16 protein-coding genes are annotated in these 17,797 nt (G+C 66.7%); 5 read left to right on the forward strand and 11 right to left on the reverse strand.

Annotated elements, in window-relative coordinates:
• Position 1: 1 nt before the first annotated feature.
• The 4 genes from ACVWY0_RS14400 to ACVWY0_RS14415 all read right to left on the reverse strand — a co-directional run bounded on the left by ACVWY0_RS14400 (position 2) and on the right by ACVWY0_RS14415 (position 5,904).
• Positions 2-796, reverse strand: coding sequence for a CoA transferase subunit A (locus ACVWY0_RS14400; protein WP_485837279.1), 795 nt, complete (start codon positions 794-796; stop codon positions 2-4).
• A gap of 104 nt (positions 797-900) precedes the next feature.
• Positions 901-2,064, reverse strand: a complete 1,164-nt coding sequence (locus ACVWY0_RS14405) for an acyl-CoA dehydrogenase family protein (RefSeq protein WP_485837280.1) — start codon at positions 2,062-2,064, stop codon at positions 901-903.
• Positions 2,065-2,066: 2 nt separating this feature from the next.
• Positions 2,067-4,289 carry an acetyl/propionyl/methylcrotonyl-CoA carboxylase subunit alpha gene (locus tag ACVWY0_RS14410; RefSeq protein ID WP_485837281.1) on the reverse strand — a complete coding sequence of 741 codons (2,223 nt, stop codon included), beginning with the start codon at positions 4,287-4,289 and terminating at the stop codon, positions 2,067-2,069.
• 7 nt (positions 4,290-4,296) lie between these two features.
• A complete protein-coding gene (locus ACVWY0_RS14415) occupies positions 4,297-5,904 on the reverse strand; it encodes a carboxyl transferase domain-containing protein (protein WP_485837282.1) in 1,608 nt (535 codons plus the stop codon).
• 166 nt (positions 5,905-6,070) lie between these two features.
• On the opposite strand from ACVWY0_RS14415, the gene ACVWY0_RS14420 reads away from it, so the two are divergent.
• Positions 6,071-6,823 (forward strand): SACE_7040 family transcriptional regulator, encoded by a 753-nt coding sequence (locus tag ACVWY0_RS14420; protein WP_485837283.1) that lies wholly within the window; start codon positions 6,071-6,073, stop codon positions 6,821-6,823.
• 225 nt (positions 6,824-7,048) lie between these two features.
• On the opposite strand, the gene ACVWY0_RS14425 is transcribed toward ACVWY0_RS14420, so the two are convergent.
• From ACVWY0_RS14425 to pdhA, 3 genes are read right to left on the reverse strand one after another with little or no spacing between them, the layout of a single operon-like run.
• Entirely contained in the window at positions 7,049-8,467 is a 1,419-nt protein-coding gene (locus ACVWY0_RS14425; RefSeq protein WP_485837284.1) for a dihydrolipoamide acetyltransferase family protein, read from the reverse strand.
• Positions 8,464-9,474 (reverse strand): alpha-ketoacid dehydrogenase subunit beta, encoded by a 1,011-nt coding sequence (locus ACVWY0_RS14430; RefSeq protein WP_058929524.1) that lies wholly within the window; start codon positions 9,472-9,474, stop codon positions 8,464-8,466. The genes ACVWY0_RS14425 and ACVWY0_RS14430 overlap by 4 nt, the downstream gene beginning before the upstream one ends.
• Positions 9,474-10,583 carry a pyruvate dehydrogenase (acetyl-transferring) E1 component subunit alpha gene (pdhA, locus tag ACVWY0_RS14435; protein WP_485837285.1) on the reverse strand — a complete coding sequence of 370 codons (1,110 nt, stop codon included), beginning with the start codon at positions 10,581-10,583 and terminating at the stop codon, positions 9,474-9,476. Before pdhA ends, ACVWY0_RS14430 begins: the two co-directional genes overlap by 1 nt.
• A gap of 194 nt (positions 10,584-10,777) precedes the next feature.
• Between pdhA and ACVWY0_RS14440 the strand changes: the two genes are divergently transcribed.
• Both ACVWY0_RS14440 and ACVWY0_RS14445 read left to right on the forward strand, forming a co-directional pair.
• Positions 10,778-11,251 carry an Lrp/AsnC family transcriptional regulator gene (locus tag ACVWY0_RS14440; protein ID WP_485837286.1) on the forward strand — a complete coding sequence of 158 codons (474 nt, stop codon included), beginning with the start codon at positions 10,778-10,780 and terminating at the stop codon, positions 11,249-11,251.
• A gap of 407 nt (positions 11,252-11,658) precedes the next feature.
• Positions 11,659-12,054 (forward strand): hypothetical protein, encoded by a 396-nt coding sequence (locus tag ACVWY0_RS14445; protein ID WP_485837287.1) that lies wholly within the window; start codon positions 11,659-11,661, stop codon positions 12,052-12,054.
• A gap of 143 nt (positions 12,055-12,197) precedes the next feature.
• Here the strand turns inward: ACVWY0_RS14445 and ACVWY0_RS14450 are convergent, their stop codons facing one another.
• On the reverse strand, positions 12,198-13,664 hold the full coding sequence (locus tag ACVWY0_RS14450) for a glycosyltransferase 87 family protein (RefSeq protein WP_485837288.1): 1,467 nt from the start codon (positions 13,662-13,664) through the stop codon (positions 12,198-12,200).
• 112 nt (positions 13,665-13,776) lie between these two features.
• Here ACVWY0_RS14450 and ACVWY0_RS14455 point away from each other — a divergent pair, with 112 nt between their 5' ends.
• Complete coding sequence (locus ACVWY0_RS14455; protein ID WP_485837289.1) at positions 13,777-14,976, forward strand: molybdopterin-dependent oxidoreductase; 1,200 nt, start codon at positions 13,777-13,779, stop codon at positions 14,974-14,976.
• Positions 14,976-15,488 carry a hypothetical protein gene (locus ACVWY0_RS14460; RefSeq protein WP_485837290.1) on the forward strand — a complete coding sequence of 171 codons (513 nt, stop codon included), beginning with the start codon at positions 14,976-14,978 and terminating at the stop codon, positions 15,486-15,488. The genes ACVWY0_RS14455 and ACVWY0_RS14460 overlap by 1 nt, the downstream gene beginning before the upstream one ends.
• On the opposite strand, the gene ACVWY0_RS14465 is transcribed toward ACVWY0_RS14460, so the two are convergent.
• Genes ACVWY0_RS14465 through ACVWY0_RS14475 form a run of 3 tightly spaced genes read right to left on the reverse strand, consistent with a single transcriptional unit; the run spans position 15,449 to position 17,786 of the window.
• The gene (locus ACVWY0_RS14465; RefSeq protein WP_485837291.1) at positions 15,449-16,186 is read right to left on the reverse strand and encodes a methyltransferase domain-containing protein; all 738 of its coding nucleotides are present in this window, start codon (positions 16,184-16,186) and stop codon (positions 15,449-15,451) included. The two genes, ACVWY0_RS14460 and ACVWY0_RS14465, sit on opposite strands and share 40 nt — an antisense overlap.
• The gene (locus ACVWY0_RS14470) at positions 16,183-16,866 is read right to left on the reverse strand and encodes a TIGR04282 family arsenosugar biosynthesis glycosyltransferase (protein WP_485837292.1); all 684 of its coding nucleotides are present in this window, start codon (positions 16,864-16,866) and stop codon (positions 16,183-16,185) included. The genes ACVWY0_RS14465 and ACVWY0_RS14470 overlap by 4 nt, the downstream gene beginning before the upstream one ends.
• The gene (locus tag ACVWY0_RS14475; RefSeq protein WP_485837293.1) at positions 16,863-17,786 is read right to left on the reverse strand and encodes a glycosyltransferase family 2 protein; all 924 of its coding nucleotides are present in this window, start codon (positions 17,784-17,786) and stop codon (positions 16,863-16,865) included. Before ACVWY0_RS14475 ends, ACVWY0_RS14470 begins: the two co-directional genes overlap by 4 nt.
• Positions 17,787-17,797 lie beyond the last annotated feature (11 nt).

A 17,797-nucleotide genomic window follows, 5' to 3' on the forward strand; every position in this document is an offset into this window, starting at 1 on the left:
GCTACGCTCCTGCCTGTTCGGTGGCGCTCTCGGTTCCGGCGGCATGTGCAAGGGCAACAGTCCGCTTTTCGATCCGCTTCTCACCCGCGGGCACAACCACCACCCGCTGGACGAAGATGCCTGGCGTGTGGACGTGCTCCGGGTCCAGGTCGCCCGGTTCCACCAGCTCCTCCACCTCGGCGATGGTGATTTTTCCCGCCATGGCGCAGAGCGGGTTGAAGTTCATGGCGGTGGCGTGGAAAACCAGGTTGCCGTGGCGGTCACCCTTCCAGGCGTGGACCAGTCCGAAATCGGGTGTCAGGGATTCCTCCAGGACGTAGTCCACACCGTTGAAAGTCCGCACTTCCTTGGGGGAAGAGGCAATCGCGATGCCGCCGTCGGCGTCGTACTTCTGCGGCAGGCCGCCGTCGGACACCTGCGTGCCGACCCCCGCCTTGGTGTAGAAAGCGGGGATCCCGGCGCCGCCGGCCCGGAGCTTTTCCGCCAGCGTCCCCTGCGGGGTGAGGACCACCTCAAGCTCACCGGACAGGTACTGGCGCGCGAACTCCTTGTTCTCGCCGACGTAGGAACTGACGGTCCGCCGGATCCTGCCGTCACGGAGCAGGACGCCCAGCCCCCAGTCGTCCACGCCGCAGTTGTTGCTGACGGTCTCGAGGTCCTTGGTGCCGTGCCGGTGCAGGGCATCGATCAAGGCCACCGGGATTCCGCAGAGGCCGAACCCTCCCACCGCGAGCGACGCGCCGTCGGGAATGTCCTCAATGGCTTCCTCGGCGCTGGCAACAACCTTGTTGATCATCGTTGGTCCTTTCAAGGGTCTCGACAGGCTCGACCACCGTTTTACAGCTCGACCACCGGGTAACAGGTTCGACCACCGCGTGGCATTCCCGACCAGCGGGCTGGTTACAGTCCGAGTTCGCGGGCGATGAGCATCAGCTGGACTTCCGTGGTGCCCTCACCGACTTCAAGGATCTTGGAGTCGCGGTAGTGGCGTGCCACGGTGAATTCGTTGATGAAGCCATAGCCGCCGAATACTTGGGTGGCATCCCGCGCGTTGTCCATGGCCGCCTCGCCTGCGACCATCTTAGCGATGGCCGCCTGCGTCTTGAACGGCTTCCCCGCCAGCATCCTCGACGCGGCGTCGTAGTACGCCAGGCGGGCCGTATGGGCGCGGGCCTGCATACGGGCGATCTTGAACGAGATGGCCTGGTACTTGCCGATGTGATGGCCAAACGCGCTGCGTTCCTTGGCGTACTTCACCGACAAATCAACACAGCCCTGCGCCGCCCCCGTCGCCAAAGCTGCGATGGCGATCCGGCCCTCGTCCAGGATGGAAAGGAAATTCGCGTAACCCCGACCCTCCGCACCGAGCAGGTTCGCTTCCGGCACCCGGACGTCCTTGAGCGTCAGCGGGTGCGTGTCCGAGGCGTTCCAGCCCACTTTGTTGTAGGCCTTCTCCGCCCTGAAACCCGGAGTGGTGGTGGGCACCAGGATGGTGGAAATCTGCTTCTTGAGGCTGCCATCCTTGCGTTCCTTCTGGCCTGTCACAGCGGTGACCGTGACCAGGCGCGTGATGTCGGTCCCGGAGTTGGTGATGAATTCCTTGTTGCCGTTGATCACCCAGTCGCCGTTCTCACGATGGGCGTGGGTTTTGGTCCCGCCGGCGTCGGAGCCTGCTTCCGGCTCCGTGAGTCCGAAGCCGGCGAGCGCCTTGCCCGAGGCCAGCAGTGGGAGCCACTCCTCTTTCTGGGCCTCGGTGCCGAAGCGGTACACCGGCATTGCACCGAGGGAGACGCCTGCTTCCAGCGTGATGGCCACGGACTGGTCCACCCGGCCAAGCTGTTCGAGGGCGAGTGCCAAAGCGAAGTAGTCCCCGCCCATCCCACCGTGCTCTTCCGGGAACGGCAGCCCGAACAGGCCCATGTCCGCCATCTGGGACACCACCTCGTACGGGAAGCTGTGCTCCTCATCGTGCTTGGCCGAGACCGGCGCCACCACGTTGTCCGCGAAATCCCGAACGGTGTCGCTGAGGTCCTGGTATTCCTCGCTGAGCTCAAAATCTGCCATGGCTAGGCTCCCTTGCCTGTGTTGTTGGAATCCTTGTTGGAATCCTTGTTCGACTCCGTGTTGGAATCCTGAAGTGAATCTGAATCTGAATCGGTGGTTGAAGGGTGGATGGTGGCCAGCACCTGGTCCGCTTTGACCGGCTGACCGGCCTTGATGCTGATGTGGACCGTGCCGGCCACCTCTGCCACCAACTGGTGTTCCATCTTCATGGCTTCCACGGCGAGAAGGACCTGGCCGGCTTCCACGGTGTCGCCGTTGCTGACCGCAACGGATACCACCGTTCCGGGCATGGGCGAGCGCACCTCCGGGTCCGCGGTCCCTTCCTCGCGCTCGACGGCGGCGAGCACCCGGACGAGCCGTGACTCCCGCGTCAGCACCTCCAGCCGGCAGGACCAGCCGCCGTTGCCGAGGAACAGTTCCGTGGGAACTCCTGAGGGCAGGTTCTCCGGATCCGGGCTGCCGGAACCCCACGTCACCGGGGCCAGGGAATACTCCGTGGCTTCGCCGTCCAGGGCAAGGACCAGGCTCCCGCGGCCCGGCAACCGCAGCGAAGCTGTCCGCCAGGGCCCCGCACCGACACAGACCTGGACCGGACCGCCGACCACGCGGCCTGTCACACTCACCGTTGCGATGCCGCCGTCGGGCATTCCCAGGCTGATCCGCCGGGGCGCCGGCGCGCCGATCCGCCAGCCGTTGCTGGCCTGCCACGGACCGGGGGGCGTCCCCGTGATGTCCTGTTCCCCGCTCACAACGGCGTACAAGGCGGCCGCGACCAGTTCGGCGTCGTCAATCCGCCGGAAGTCGAAGTCCGGCATCTTGCGCTCGATCAGGCCGGTGTCGAGATGCCCGGCGCGGACGTCGTCGTCGTTGATCAGCAGCCTCAGGTACTCAACATTCGTGTCGATGCCAAGGGCTGTGTAGCCGGCGAGTGCCGCGTCCAAGGTATCCAGGGCAACGGTGCGGTCCGGGCCCCACGCGATGACTTTGGAGATCATCGGATCGTAACTGGAGGAGATCTCGAGCCCCTCGAGCAGGGCCGAATCCACCCGGATCATGCCGGCTCCGTGATCGGGCATTTCGTCCAGCAGGAGCACGGTCCCGGTGGACGGCATGAAGTTCCGCTCCGGGATTTCCGCGTAGACGCGGGCTTCGACGGCGTGCCCGTTGAGTTCGACGTCGGCCTGGCGGACGGTCAGTTCCTCACCGGCGGCGATGCGGACCTGCCATTCGACCAGGTCCACTCCGGTGACCATTTCGGTCACCGGGTGCTCCACCTGGAGACGGGTATTCATCTCCATAAAGAAGAACTCGTCCGGGGCCTCGTCGGAGACCAGGAACTCCACAGTTCCCGCGCCGCTGTAGTGGACGCTGCGGGCCGCCTGGCAGGCGGCCTCGCCGATCCGCGCCCGGGTGGCCCCGCCGTCGTGCAATGACTCCAGCAACGGCGACGGCGCTTCCTCAATCACCTTCTGGTGGCGGCGCTGCAGCGAGCACTCGCGCTCCCCCAGATGGATCACGTTGCCGTGGTTGTCCGCCAGGACCTGGACCTCGATGTGCCGCGGAGTGCGGACCAGCCGTTCAAGGAAAAGGGTGTCATCGCCGAAGGCGCTCGCGGCGACGCGGCGGGCGGTGGCCAGCGTGGCTTCGAGGTCCTCGTGGCGCTCCACGATGTGCATGCCCTTGCCGCCGCCGCCCGCTGACGGTTTGATGAGCAGCGGGAACCCGACGGCGGGCGCGGCCTCCATGAGTTGCGCGTCAGTCATGCCCGGTTCGGCGATGCCCGGCACTACGGGGACTCCGTAGCCGGCCACGTGGTTCTTGGACCGGATCTTGTCGCCCATGACGTTCAGTGACTCAACGCCGGGGCCGATGAAGGTGATGCCGGCGGTTTCGAGGGCGCGGGCAAAATCGACGTTCTCGCTGAGGAAGCCGTAGCCGGGGTGGACTGCCTCGGCGCCGGTGTCGCGGCAGGCCTGGAGGATCGCCTCGATCTTCAGGTAGCTTTCTCCTGCGGCGGCAGGGCCAATCCGCACGGCGGTGTCAGCCTCGCGAACGTGGCGGGCCCCGGCGTCGGCGTCGCTGTAGACGGCTACGGAGCGGATGCCCAGGGCACGCAGTGTGCGGATGACGCGGCAGGCGATCTCCCCGCGGTTGGCGACGAGCACGGTGCTGAACAGCGGCTTCTGCCGGATTGCGGAAGGAACGGCGGGCATGGAAACGGTCATGGCTGGCTCACATCCGGAAAAGGCCGAAGGAGGTCTCCGGCAGGGGGGTGCGGGAGACGACGTCGAGCGCCAGTCCCAGGACGGTGCGGGTATCCGCGGGATCGATCACGCCGTCGTCCCAGAGGCGGGCGGTGGAATAGTACGGGCTGCCCTGGTCCTCGTATTGCTGTTTGATCGGGGCCTTGAAGGCTTCCTCGTCCTCGGCGGACCATTCCTCGCCACGGGCCTCGTACTGGTCACGCTTGACGGTTGCGAGAACGCCGGAGGCTTGGTTCCCTCCCATCACCGAGATGCGGCTTGCCGGCCACATCCACAGGAAGCGCGGCGAGTACGCCCGCCCGCACATGGAGTAGTTGCCGGCGCCGAAGGACCCGCCGATGACGACGGTCAGCTTGGGCACCCGGGCGGTGGCGACGGCGGTGACCATCTTGGCGCCGTTTTTGGCAATGCCACCCTGCTCGGAATCCCTGCCCACCATGAACCCGGAAATGTTCTGCAGGAAAATAAGCGGAATGCCGCGCTGGTCGCAGAGTTCGATGAAGTGCGCGCCCTTGAGCGAGGACTCGCTGAAGAGCACGCCGTTGTTGGCCACGATCCCCACCGGGTGCCCGTGCAGGCTGGCAAAACCTGTGACCAGGGTGGTGCCGTACTCCTTCTTGAACTCGTGGAACCTGCTGCCGTCCACCAGCCGGGCAATGACCTCGTGGACGTCGTACTGCTCGTTGACGTCCGTGGGGACGGCGCCGTACAACTCCGCCGGATCCGCGAGGGGCTCGACGACGGTGTTCACATCCCAGGCAGGGGCAGCCGGCCTCGGCAGGGTGGAGACGATGTCCCGGACGATCTGCAGGGCATGCTCATCGTTCTCCGCCAGGTGGTCGGTGACGCCGGAGATTTTCGAGTGCACGTCACCGCCGCCCAGTTCCTCCGCCGTGACGATCTCCCCGATGGCAGCCTTCACCAGCGGCGGACCGCCCAGGAAGATAGTGCCCTGGTTCCGCACGATCACCGTCTCATCGCTCATCGCCGGAACGTACGCGCCGCCTGCCGTGCAGGAGCCCATCACCGATGCGATCTGCGGGATCTTCGCGGCAGACATCTTCGCCTGGTTGAAGAAGATCCGGCCGAAATGCTCCTTGTCAGGAAAGACTTCGTCCTGCTTCGGGAGGAACGCCCCGCCCGAATCCACCAGATAGATGCACGGCAGCCGGTTCTCCAGCGCTATCTCCTGGGCGCGGAGGTGCTTCTTCACGGTCATCGGGTAGTACGTGCCGCCCTTGACGGTGGCGTCGTTGGAGATCACCAGCACCTGGCGGCCGTGGACCAGGCCGATGCCGGCAATAACCCCGGCTCCCGGCGAGTCGTTGTTGTACATGCCGTTGGCTGCCAGCGGCGCGATCTCCAGGAACGGGCTGCCATCATCCAGCAGCCGGTCAATGCGCTCCCGGGGCAGCAGCTTCCCGCGCCCCACATGGCGTTCCCGCGACTTCTCCGGCCCGCCCAACGAGGCCTCAGCCAGCCTGGTCCGGAGCTCGGCGGCCAGTGCGAGCTGGGCAGCGTTGTTTGCAGCAAACGCTTCACTTGCGGCATCAAGCCGGCTGGCGAGAGTCTCCATCGACTGCATCCGTTCGTCATCTATTGAAAGCCACCAAGGCTCCGGCGGAGCCGCAAAAGCCAGCTCGGTTAATGCTTTATAACTGGAATTCAGGTTAGTCTTTATTAACTGTGATGTCCAACACAACAGGACATTGCTAGAATCTGCTGTTCCTAGGAGGAAAAGCGTGCCCACCACCCGACCGGTCAAGCCGTCCGCACCGGCCCAGTCTGAGCATCCGAACTCGGCAACACGATCCGTTTCGGCAGCGCAGGCCGCTTCGGCGACGCCGGCAGCTCCAGGAACACCCGCGGCCGCGGCAGCCCACGCAGCTCCCGGAACGCCCCGCAGCCAGGCGAAGGAGAACCGCCGCCAGGCGCTGCTTGCCGCCGCCGCGGGGCTCTTCGCCCTGCACGGATTCAACCGGGTATCGCTGGAAGACCTGGGCGCCGCAGCGGGTGTCAGCGGCCCGGCCGTCTATCGCCACTTCCAGGGCAAGCAGGCGGTGTTGGGAGACCTGCTGCTTACCGTCAGCCGCGAGCTGCTCGACGGCGGCCGGCGCGTCATTGCCGAGACCACGGACCCCCTCGCAGCGCTCCGTAGGCTGGTGGGGTTCCAAGTGGAGTTTGCCCTGGGCAAGCCCGACGTGATCCGGGTGCAGGACCGGGATTTCAGCAACCTCAGCCAGAAGGACCAGTCCGAGGTACGGGCACTGCAGCGGAACTACGTCGAGATTTGGGTGGAGGTCCTGGCGCTGCTGCATCCGGGCACCGACGCCGTCGAACTGCGTATGCGGGCCCACGCTACGTTCGGCCTGATCAACTCCACGCCGCACTCGGTGCGGAACCACGGACGCAAGATCGCGCCTAAAACGGCCCGGCCGCTGCTCGAAAGCATGGCGCTGGCGGCACTCCTGGTGGGCGCTCCCCCGGCCTCCTGACCAGGACACGATTTCAAGAGCGGGCTCTGCAGGTTTCTGGTCACAGGAGCGGCCGTGGCCCGCATTAGCGGTGCTGGGGGGGGGCAGCACCGCTAATGCGGGCCAAGGCCGCACTTACGAGTCACGACATGACGCAGGACGTTGTGCAGGCCCAGACCCTGGAGTTTGTCCAGATAAAGCGGTTCAAACGCCCGAAACCCGGATTATCTGGACAAAACTCGTGGGCTAGACCATCGTGAGCACCATGCCGGGTTCGGCCAGGATGGCGCCAATATCGGCGAGGAACCGCGAGCCCTGCTCCCCGTCCACCAGGCGATGGTCAAAGGACAGGCTCAGCGTCATGACCTGGCGCAGGGCCACCTCATCCTGGAATTCCCACGGCATTTTCCGCACGGCCCCCATGGCCAGGATGGCAGCCTCGCCGGGGTTCAGGATGGGAGTGCCCGCGTCGATGCCGAAGACCCCGATATTCGTGATGGAGATAGTGCCGCCGGACAGGTCTGCCGGCGCGGTCTTGCCGGCCCGTGCCGTCTCGGTCAGCCCCGTGAGGGCTTCGGAGAGTTCCAGCAGCGACAGGGTATCCGCGTCCTTGATATTCGGCACGGTGAGCCCGCGCGGGGTCGCGGCGGCGATGCCCAGGTTCACGTAGTTGAACTGCACGATCTCCTGGCTGGCCTCCTCCCACCGCGAGTTCAGCGACGGGTTCCGCCGGAGAGCGATCAGCACAGCCTTCGCCACCAGCGTCAGCGGCGTGAGCTTGTAGCCGGAAAAGGCCCGGCTGGTCTTCAGCTTGGCCAGCAGGTCCATGGTGGGCGTGACATCCACCGTGAGGAATTCCGTTGCATGGGGAGCCGTGAACGCACTCGCCACCATCGCGGCCGCCGTGAACTTGCGGACACCCTTGATGGGAGTGCGGACTTCCCGCCCACCCTGTGGCGCCAGTCCCGCGGGGGAAACCGAATCGGATACGGCGGAAAGATGGCGTACCGGTGCCGCCAATTCGCCGCCGCCAACAAAATTCTGGACATCCTCCCGCGTGATCAGGCCGCCGGCCCCGGTGCCCGCGACCGCGGCCAGCTCGACGCCGAGGTCCTTGGCCAGTTTCCGGACCGGCGGGGTGGAGCGTGGACGCTCCGCGGTGTCGGTTTCGACAGGCTCAACCACCGGGGCTTCAGGTCTGACTGGCTCGGTTTCGACAGGCTCAACCACCGGGGTTTCGGTCCTAACAGGCTCAACCACCGGGGTTGTGAAGGTGCGGGCCCGGCGGGCGGGACGGCCTGAGCTTTCGACGACGGCGCCGTACCCAACCAGGTTCGGCTCGCGTTTCGCGGTCCCCGCTGCAGCAGTGGCCGCCCCGGCGGGCGCAGCCCCTGAAGGTGAGGCGCCGCCGTCGTCCGCTACTTCGAAGGAGACGATCGGCTTGCCCACCTCCACGATTGTTCCCGGCTCTTCATGGAGCGCAGTGATCACGCCCGCGAACGGTGACGGCAGCTCCACTACGGCCTTTGCGGTTTCCACCTCGGCGATGACCTGGTTCAGCGTCACCGTGTCCCCCACTGCCACTTTCCAGCTGAGGATTTCTGATTCCGTGAGGCCTTCGCCGAGGTCCGGGAGCCTGAATTCCTTGATCATGGTGGCGCTCATCCTTCCAACCCGCTGAGGGAGTTCGGGCGTCCGAGGGCGCGGTCCACGCCGTCGAGGATCCGGTCCAGGCCGGGCAGATGGTGCATTTCGAGCTTGGAGTACGGGTAGGGAATATCGAACCCGGTGATACGAACGGGGGCGGTTTCGAGGTGGTAGAAGCACCGCTCGGTGATGCTGGCCGCAACTTCGGCGCCCAGGCCACCGGACTGGCCTGCTTCATGGGTGACCACCAGCCTGCCTGTTTTCCGGACAGATGCTTCAACGGTGGCGTAGTCCACGGGTGCCAGCGAGCGCAGGTCAATGACCTCGATGGAGATGCCTTCGTCGGCGGCCGCGGTTGCTGCGTCCTTGGCCGTCTTCACCAACGGCCCGTAGGCCACGAGCGTCACGTCCGTGCCCTCGGTGACAACGCGGGCGGAGTCCATGGGCAGCGCGGTGCGCGGATCGATGCCCTCATCCACTTCACCCTTGTCGTGGTAGCGGCGCTTGGGTTCGAAGTACAGTACCGGGTCATCGGACAGGATGGCCTGCTGGATCACGGTGTGGGCATCCTGCGGGTTGGAGACGCTGACCACGCGAAGCCCCGAGGTATGCGTGAAGTACGCCTCGGGCGACTCGGAGTGGTGCTCGGGTGAGCCGATGCCGCCTCCGAACGGGACGCGGATGGTGATGGGCATCTTCACGGCCCCCTGGGTGCGGTAGTGCAGCTTTGCCACCTGGCTCACGATCTGGTCGAAGGCAGGGTAGATAAAGCCGTCGAACTGGATCTCCACCACCGGGCGGTATCCGCGGTAGGCGAGGCCGACGGCGGTGCCCATGATGGCCGACTCGGCCAGCGGCGTGTCCACCACACGGTGGGTGCCGAAATCCTTCTGGAGGCCGTCGGTCACCCGGAAAACACCGCCGAGGGTTCCGATGTCCTCGCCCATGAGGATGACTTTTGGATCGTTTTCAAGGGATTTGCGCAGGCCGGAATTGATGGCGCGGGCAAAGGTCATCTGGGTCATCAGCGTGCACCTTCTTCTGAGGTGGCTCCCGCGGGATCGCCGAAGGAAGCCAGGTAACGGGCGTAGTGGTCCTGCTGCCGGTCCAGCCACGAGTTGGGCTCGCTGTACACGTGCTTGAAGATGTCCATCGGCTCCGGATCCGGCATGCCGATGCAGCCCGAACGGATTTCGCGGGCGACTGACTCTGCCTTGTCGTGAACGTGCTGTTGGACCTGATCCGTGAGGAGTCCTTTGCGTTCCAGCAGGGCCTTGACCCGCAGGATGGGGTCCTTTGCAGCCCAGTCCTCCAGTTCATTGGCGTCACGGTAGCGGGTGGGATCGTCGGCGGTGGTGTGCGGTCCCATGCGGTAGGTGACCGCTTCGATGAAGGTGGGTCCGCCACTGTGCCGGGCACGGTCCAATGCCACGCGCGTGGCTGCCATAACGGCCAGCACATCATTGCCGTCCACCCGGAGGCTCGGGATGCCGAATCCGGCGGCCCGGTCCGCGATCTGAATGTGGGACTGCAACCGCACCGGCTCCGAAATTGCCCAGTGGTTGTTCGAGCAGAAGAAGACCACGGGTGCCTGGAAGCTGGCGGCAAAGACCATGGCCTCGTTGACGTCGCCTTCGCTGGTGGCACCGTCGCCGAAGTATGTCACCGCCACCGAGTCCGCGCCGTCGTTCTGGATGCCCATGGCATAACCGGTGGCATGCAGGGTCTGCGCGCCGATGATGATCTGCGGGGTGGCCATATTCACGGAGTACGGATCCCACCCGGAGGAGGCCGTGCCACGCCACACCCGCGTAATGTCCGTCAGGTCCACGCCGCGGCAGTACGCCACACCGTTTTCCCGGTAGCTGGAGAAGACAAAGTCGTCCTCGCGCAGGGCCCTGCCGGAACCGACTTGCGCCGCCTCCTGCCCCAGCAACGGGGGCCAAAGACCGAGCTCGCCCTGACGCTGGAGGGCGGTGGCCTCAACATCGATCCGCCGGATGACCGTCAGGTCCTCGTAGAGGGAACACAACTGCTCATCCCCGATGTCCTTCACCCAGGGGTCAAACTCCGGGTGGCTGATCCGCTCCCCTGCCGGGGTAACCAGCTGGATCAGGTTCCTGTCTGTAGACACGATGGCACGCAACCTTCTCACGTCGTTTGACCGGAGCCTGGGGACTTGTGGTCCCGCCCGCCGCCGGCCGCCCGGGCGCCGTTGCCCGGATATTTGTGACCCTACTCACAATGCTCAATGGGTACAACCACCGCTGCGGATATTGCGCATAATGCCCTGTTTGCGCTGCCCTCACCGTGCTAACGTTGCGCATTATGCAAACTTTGGATGGCACGGACACGCGGCTGCTCTCGGCACTGGCCCGCGACCCCCGGCGGACCGTGGTGGCGTTGGCCCAGAAGCTGGGGCTGTCCCGGAACACCGTGCAGGCGCGCATGGCCCAGCTGGAGAAGAAGCACGTCTTCCTGTCCTTCGAACGGCGCATCAACCCGGCATCCCTGGGCTATCCGCTCATGGCGTTCATTTCCGTCCACGTCCAGCAGCAGAAACTGGGACAGCTGGCCCATGACCTCGCCGGCATTCCGGAAATCCTGGAAGGCTACGGCCTCACCGGCTCTGCTGACCTCCTGCTCCGGGTAGTGGCCCTGGACGCCGAGGACCTCTTCCGGATCAACGGGAAAATCCTGGCGTGCGATGGAGTGGACAGGACGGACACCGCACTGGCCATGAGCGAACTCATCCCGTTCCGCATCCAGCCGCTGCTCGAGCGGGGATCCGGAGACGCTTAGGCCAGCGGCCCTTATTACCGCCCCGATACCCAGCGCCGGCGGGCTGGGTTATAGGCTGTTCCAAGGTGAATCCATGGGTGCCGTTCAGCGGGTCCCAACAATAAGGCAGTGCCAGTGCGTTGCCGGAAAGGCTCCATCGTGAGCAATCCTCAGGGACCGTACCAGCCGGTCCAGCCGGCGGCCTGGCCCGCGCAACCAACGGGGCAGCCCGGGGAGCATGGCGCGCCACCGCTGCCCGGCAACCCGCCACAGCACGGCGCGCCGGGGCAAAACGGTGCACCGTCGCAGTTCGGCCCGCCCGCGCAGTACGGTGCACCCGGGCAATACTCGTCAGAGGGGCCATTCGGCCTGCCCGGACAAGAGCCCCGGCGCAAAGCCGCCGGAAGCTGTGGACTATCCTCGGCGTTGTGGGCGGTGTCCTGCTGCTGGCGGTCGTCGGCGTCCTCATCCTGGTCAACATTGTCAACGGGGCCACGAACCATGCCCGGGGCCTGGCTGACAGCTTCACCAAGCTGGTGATTGCCGGCGACAGTTCCAAGGCCTACGACGACTATCTTGACCCCGCCCTCCATGAGCAGCTGACCAAGGAGGACTTCATCGCCGGTATCAAGACCCTGGAGATGGATAGCACCTGCAAGACTGCCTACAACGAGGTGAAGGCCAGCACCGAGAACGGCACCAAGACCGCCGACGTAGCCGGCCTCATCGCCTGCGACGGCGACAAGAAGATCGACCTCGTCTACCGCTTCGAAGGCACCGACGAGCTGAAAATGATCAACATCAAGCTCAAGCCCCAGGCGTAGCGGCGGGGAACAGCCCCGGTCAGATGCTTCTGTGCCTGCTGATCCATTTGCGTTCCGAGGAAAGCTTCCCCTGTAGGGATGCCTCCGGCCGTGGTGACTCTTACGGCGTCCTCAACTATCTACAGCACAGCCGTGGCCGCGTTTCACACGGGCGTGGAGGTCCTCCCTGAACCCGGGGAACGCCGTTGTCTCATCACTGTCGCAACCACGATAAGGGCGGCGGCGGCGCCCAGGCCCAGCCTGGCCCCCAGTTGGCCGTATGGTTCGGCGCCGGTGAAGTACATCATTGCCAGCACGGGGGGGATGGCGGTGAACTCGTAGCGCCGGCTGAGCACGACGAACGGCAGGAGCAGCAGGGCGTACCAGGGGTAGCTGGGCGAGACGAGCAGCAGCGTCCCTCCGACCATGAAAACCTGCCCGTCCCAGGGCCGGGCGGCGTCGGTGGTCCGCCAGACATACACGGCCAGACCCAGCAGCAGCACCAGTGCCGCCGGCGCCGCCCAGCTGGCTGGGAGGACCAGCTTCAGCAGTGTGAAGCGCGGGCTGTTCTGCCCGTCGTACCCCTCCGAGCGAAGGTATTCGGGCAGGTAGCCCAGCACTGTCCAGCCGCTGGCGAGGACATACGGCACGTACGCCACGGCGAAGGTGGCCGCGGCCGCGGCGACAAAGCGGACCGGCCGGCGGTAGAGCAGTGCCGGGGCGCTGATGGCGGGAATAAGCTTGGTGGCCACCGCCGCGCCGAAGGCTATTCCTGAACCCAGCGTGCGCTGGCCCACTAGCAGCAGCGCCGCGGCCAGCGCCAGGGCGGCGCCGAGGGTGTCCACATGGGCGCCGTTGATGGCTTCAAAGGCCACCAGCGGGGACCAGGCCCACCACACTGCCTGGTGTGCCGGACGGCCGGTGCGGCGAAGGAACGCCAGCAGCAGCACGGTCACGGCCAGGCTCAGCAGCAGGCCCGCCAGCTGGAAGGCAATGAACGCCACCTCGGCACCGGGGATGAGCCGGACGGTGAGGAAATACAGCTCCGCCACGGCCGGATAGACGGTGGGCACGGCGGGCCGGTTGATGGCCGTACACAGGGCGCCCACGCCGGGAGTTTTGGTGGTGGTCTCCGTGCCGGTGGGAAAGGGGTTGGTGTGGCAGGTTCCGTCCGGTCCTGCATCCTGGAACAGCCATTCCGGCCGCAGCGGCTGCAGGGCGTCATCGGTCGGCACATATCGGTAGGGGGAAATTCCCGCCTTCTGGACGATGCCGTCCCAGGCGTAGCGGGCGGAGTCATTGCTCGTGGCGGGCGGTGCCGAAATCGCCGCGGTACCCAGCAGCACGGAGCCCAGCAGCACGACGGCGGCCGCTTGCCGGGCGGGGATCCGGCGTGCCATCAGGACTGCCGGGAGAAAGAGTGCCCAGGCCGCCAGCGTGCCAAGGGGGGATACCCACTCCGCTGACGGATCGGTGGTGACGGTCCACCAGACGGCGCCGGCCAGCGATGCCGCCAGCGCCAGCGCCGCCACGGTGGCGCCGGCGCGCGGCGTCCCGTGTGCCGCCGGGCTGTCCCCCGCCTGTCCGGGCGCCTGGCGGCCATGTGCACGGCGGCGTGTTGGTTCGCTCACCCCTTGATCCTGCACCACGTGCAGGCCGGTGGGCCACGGAACCAAAGGAGCGTTCGCCTTTCGTAAGGTCTGGCGCGGGACCGGGCGCGCGGCGCGGTGGTTTGATCTGGGTATGGACAGATTGACCGCCCTCCTCCAGCAGCGGATGGATTCGGCGAACGCACGGTTTTCGTCCCGCCTGCGGAGCAAACGGCTTACGGTGGTGCTGGGCCGCTGGCTCGGCATGGCGTTCACCGTCTGCTTCGTGACGGGGCTGTTCAGCCACCTCCTGCAGGATCCGCCTGGCTGGATGCTTTTCCCGACCCGTCCGGTGTGGCTGTATGCCGCCACGCAGGGCATCCATGTCACCGCCGGGATAGCTTCCATCCCGCTGCTGGCTGCCAAGCTTTGGTCCGTTTTCCCCGAACTATTGCGTTGGCCGCCGCTGAATTCCGTGGTGCACGGCCTGGAGCGGGCTTCGATTGCCCTCTTTGTGTCCGCCTCGCTGGTGGAAGTCACCATCGGATTGCTCAACACCTTCCACTGGTACCCCTGGCCATTCTCCTTCAGGGACGTCCACTATTGGCTGGCCTGGGTGATCATCGGATCGCTCGCATTGCATATTGCGGTCAAGCTGCCCCTCATCCGGGCGCACTGGAGCCGTCGATCGGCTGCTGCCGCCGAAGCGGTACCGGACAGCGGACCGGTTCCGGCTGCCGTGGCGCCTGGCCCCGGACCTGGTTGGAGCCGGAGGGGGTTCCTGGCGGCAATCACCGCCGGCACCGGCGTCCTCGTTCTGACCACGGCGGGCCAGTCCTTCGCATGGCTGGCGGGCCTGAACCTCTTCGGGCCGCGCCGAATGGATACGGGGCCGCAGGGGGTACCGATCAACAGGACCGCGGCCCAGGCCGGTGTTGAGGGCGCTGCGCTGGCCCCCGACTGGGTGCTGACCGTGGCCGCGGAATCGGTGCAGAAGACGTTGACGCTGGCCCAGCTGGCCGCCCTGCCCCAGTACAGCTACGGGCTGCCCATCGCCTGCGTGGAGGGTTGGAGCCAGGGCGCCCAATGGCGTGGTGTCCGGATCCGGGACCTGATGGCCATGGTGGACGCACCGGCGGACGCCGTGCTGCAGATTTCCAGTCTGGAGAAGGGCGGCGTCTATGGGCGTTCTTTTATGCCCGCCGCGTACAGCCAGGACGATCAGACGCTCCTGGCGCTGGAGCTCAACGGCGCGCCGCTGGACCTTGACCACGGCTATCCCGCACGGATCATCGCCCCCGGCCGCCCGGGGGTACTGCAGACCAAATGGGTGCACAAATTGGAGGTAATCTGATGCGGCTGCCACTGTTGGGCCCGCCGGCGACGGTGGAGCGCGGAACGAGTTGGTGGGTGCGGGCAGCTCTGGGCGTCCTGGGCGTGGCAGCCCTCAGCTATGCCGTATTCGGATTCCTGGCCAATGTGCCGCTTGCCCAGTTGATCGGCGTGGCAGCCTGGCTTGCCGCAGCACTGGTGGTGCACGACGGCGTACTGGTCCCCGTGACGACGCTGGCCGGCGGCGGACTGTCGCGGCTGACGTACGGGCTGCGCCCCGTCCAGCAGGGGATAGTGCGCGGGGCCCTGCTCGTGGGGGCGGTGGTGACCTTGCTGGCAGCCCCGCTGATTCGCGCCCAGCAGGTGCTCCAGCCAAGCGGCCCGGGAAGCGGAGCCAACGATACAGTCCTGCAGGGGGACTATGTGCAGGCCTTGGGCATCTTCTGGCTGGTTCTGGTGGTGGCCGCTGCGGGCGTTATGACCGCCGTCGGGTTTTACACCCGACGTTCCAGCGTCAAAAAGACCCGGCCCTGAACACTCCGGGTGGCGACGGAGACCAGCCCCGCCCGGGCCGCATGGGCGGCCAGCGCTTTCGCGCCGGCGCGGGCCCAGGGAAAGGCAGCACTGGCCCGTCCGGCCGAATCCTCTAACACGGCCAGGTAGGCCACATCGAGGGTATCGGGGGTTTCGGCCTCTGCCAGCGCCTGCCCGCCCGGTGCCAGCAGTGCGGCAACACGCTCCAGCAGCAACCGTATGTTCCCGCCGATGCCGATGTTCCCATCCAGCAGCAGCGCCGAAGCCCAACCTCCCTCGTGCGGGACCGGGTCAAAGATGGAGCCATGGATGGCGGCGCCGCCGAGGCTGGTGGCCAGCAGAACCGCGGGAGCGCTCGTGTCAACGCCCATTGCCGCCAATCCCAGTTCCCGGGCAGCGGCCAGCATCCGGCCAGGGCCGCAGCCCACATCAAGTACGGGTCCGCGGAGGGTGCGCAGCAGCTCGCGTTCGCAGGCGGTGGCCGGGGCGGACCAGCCGAGCATGCTGAAGTGGACCGGCCCGATGGATTCGGGCCCGATGGATTCCGGGCGGAGGGTCAGGTGCCCCAGTCCGACGGACAGGCCGCCCGCGTAGGGCTCGTGTCCTCCTTGACCAAAGAAAGCCACCGGGATGGCGCCGGCCGCAGGTGCGCCACCGGCCCGGATCCCGGTCTCGGTGGCGGCTCCCGGTGTGCTCACGGCCGGGCCCACCCTCCGGTCGATGCCTTGGCCGGCGCCGAAACCGGCAACCCCAGGGCAAGACGGTCAACCGCGCGGGCAAACGGCGTGCCGGAGCAATCCCGGGCCGCGGCCAGGGCATCGGCAAAGTGATCCACGTCCGTCAAGGTGGGCAGCAGCCCCACAACCAGGCCGGCGCCGGCCAGACGGGCCAACTGGCGCGCCCCGGTCCGAGGGGTGGACATTTCCACGCCCCGGACCAGGCCGCCGTCGGGCCGGTGCAGGCCCAGGGCCCAAAAGCCGCCGTCCGAGGCCGGGCCGATCCAGGCGTCATGGCGGGGCATTGCGGCGGACCAGTCCTCCACCAGCTCGGCGAGTGGTGCAGGCGAAATCTGGGGGGTGTCCATGCCCAGAATCAGCAGCGGACCGGTGACCCGCGAGCAGATGGCCGCCAGCCGTTCGTCCAGCGCGCCGGTGCCCTGGGCAACCACTTCAAAACCCGCAGCGTCCCTGCGGCGCGGCGTCCCGTCAAACACCAGCAACCGTCTGGCCGCGGGGAGGGACCGCACCGTCTCCAGCGTCTGGCTGAGGCTGGTTTGGGCCAGGGCTGCGGCCTGCGCCGGCGTGAGCGGAGGAGTGAGCCGGGTCTTAGCCTTGCCTGCGATGCACTCTTTGGCGATGACCGCGATGGTGAGGTTCATGGCCTGGTTGCCCGGGCTCCAGCTGGAGGTCCGCCCGCGGTCGGCCAAGCGGGGTTCGTCCGCGGCGCCCACCGCGATGCGGCGGCCAGCTGCGCCCTCATGTCCTTGAGTGCTGTCAGGGTTCCACGCACCGTGCCGGTCACCTTGGACTTGCCCAGGCGTGGCGCATACGCCACCGGGACCTCGGCCAGGCGCCAGCCGTCGCGGTGGGCCTTGAGGAACATTTCAAGCGGAAAGCCGCTGCGACGGTCGGTGAGGTCCAGCCCCAGCAACGCGCTGCGCCGGGCCAGGCGTAGCGGGCCCAGATCCGTAACGGGGACTCCCGTCATTCGGCGCAGCCACCGGCTCAGGACGATGTTGGCCACCCGGGCATGGATCGGCCAGGCGCCGGGGGCCGGTCGCCGGGCCCCAAGGACCAGATCGGCACGCCCGGTGCGCACCAACTCCAGCATCGGGGCCAGCCGTGCAGGGTCCAGCGAACCATCGCAATCGCAGAAGGCCACAAACTCCGCCGTGGCAGCCACCAGGCCAGCATGGGCTGCCGCCCCAAAGCCGCGCCTCGGTTCGTGAACGACGGCGGCCCCCAGACTGGCGGCCAGCGTGCCGGAGCCATCGGTGGACCCGTTATCCACCACTATTGCGCGATATCCGGGCAGCAGTGCCGCCAGCACCCGGGGAAGGGCCGAACGTTCGTTGAGGCAGGGCAGCACCACGTCCACCAGTACGGCCGGCGCGCCCCCGGCGTCGTCGTCCGATCCGCCGCGGCCGCTGGCCGCACCGGTTTCATCATGCGAATTTCCCTGCTCTTTCTCCACCCTTCGACCGTAGAATCCGCGGGCCCGGCGCGGCAGGTGGAAATCCTTACGGAACCGGGACGCTTGCCCTCCGGCAGCCGCGTACAGACCCAAAGCGGCGTCCACGAACCTATGCT

The sequence above is a fragment of the Arthrobacter sp. UYNi723 genome, assembly GCF_054057635.1.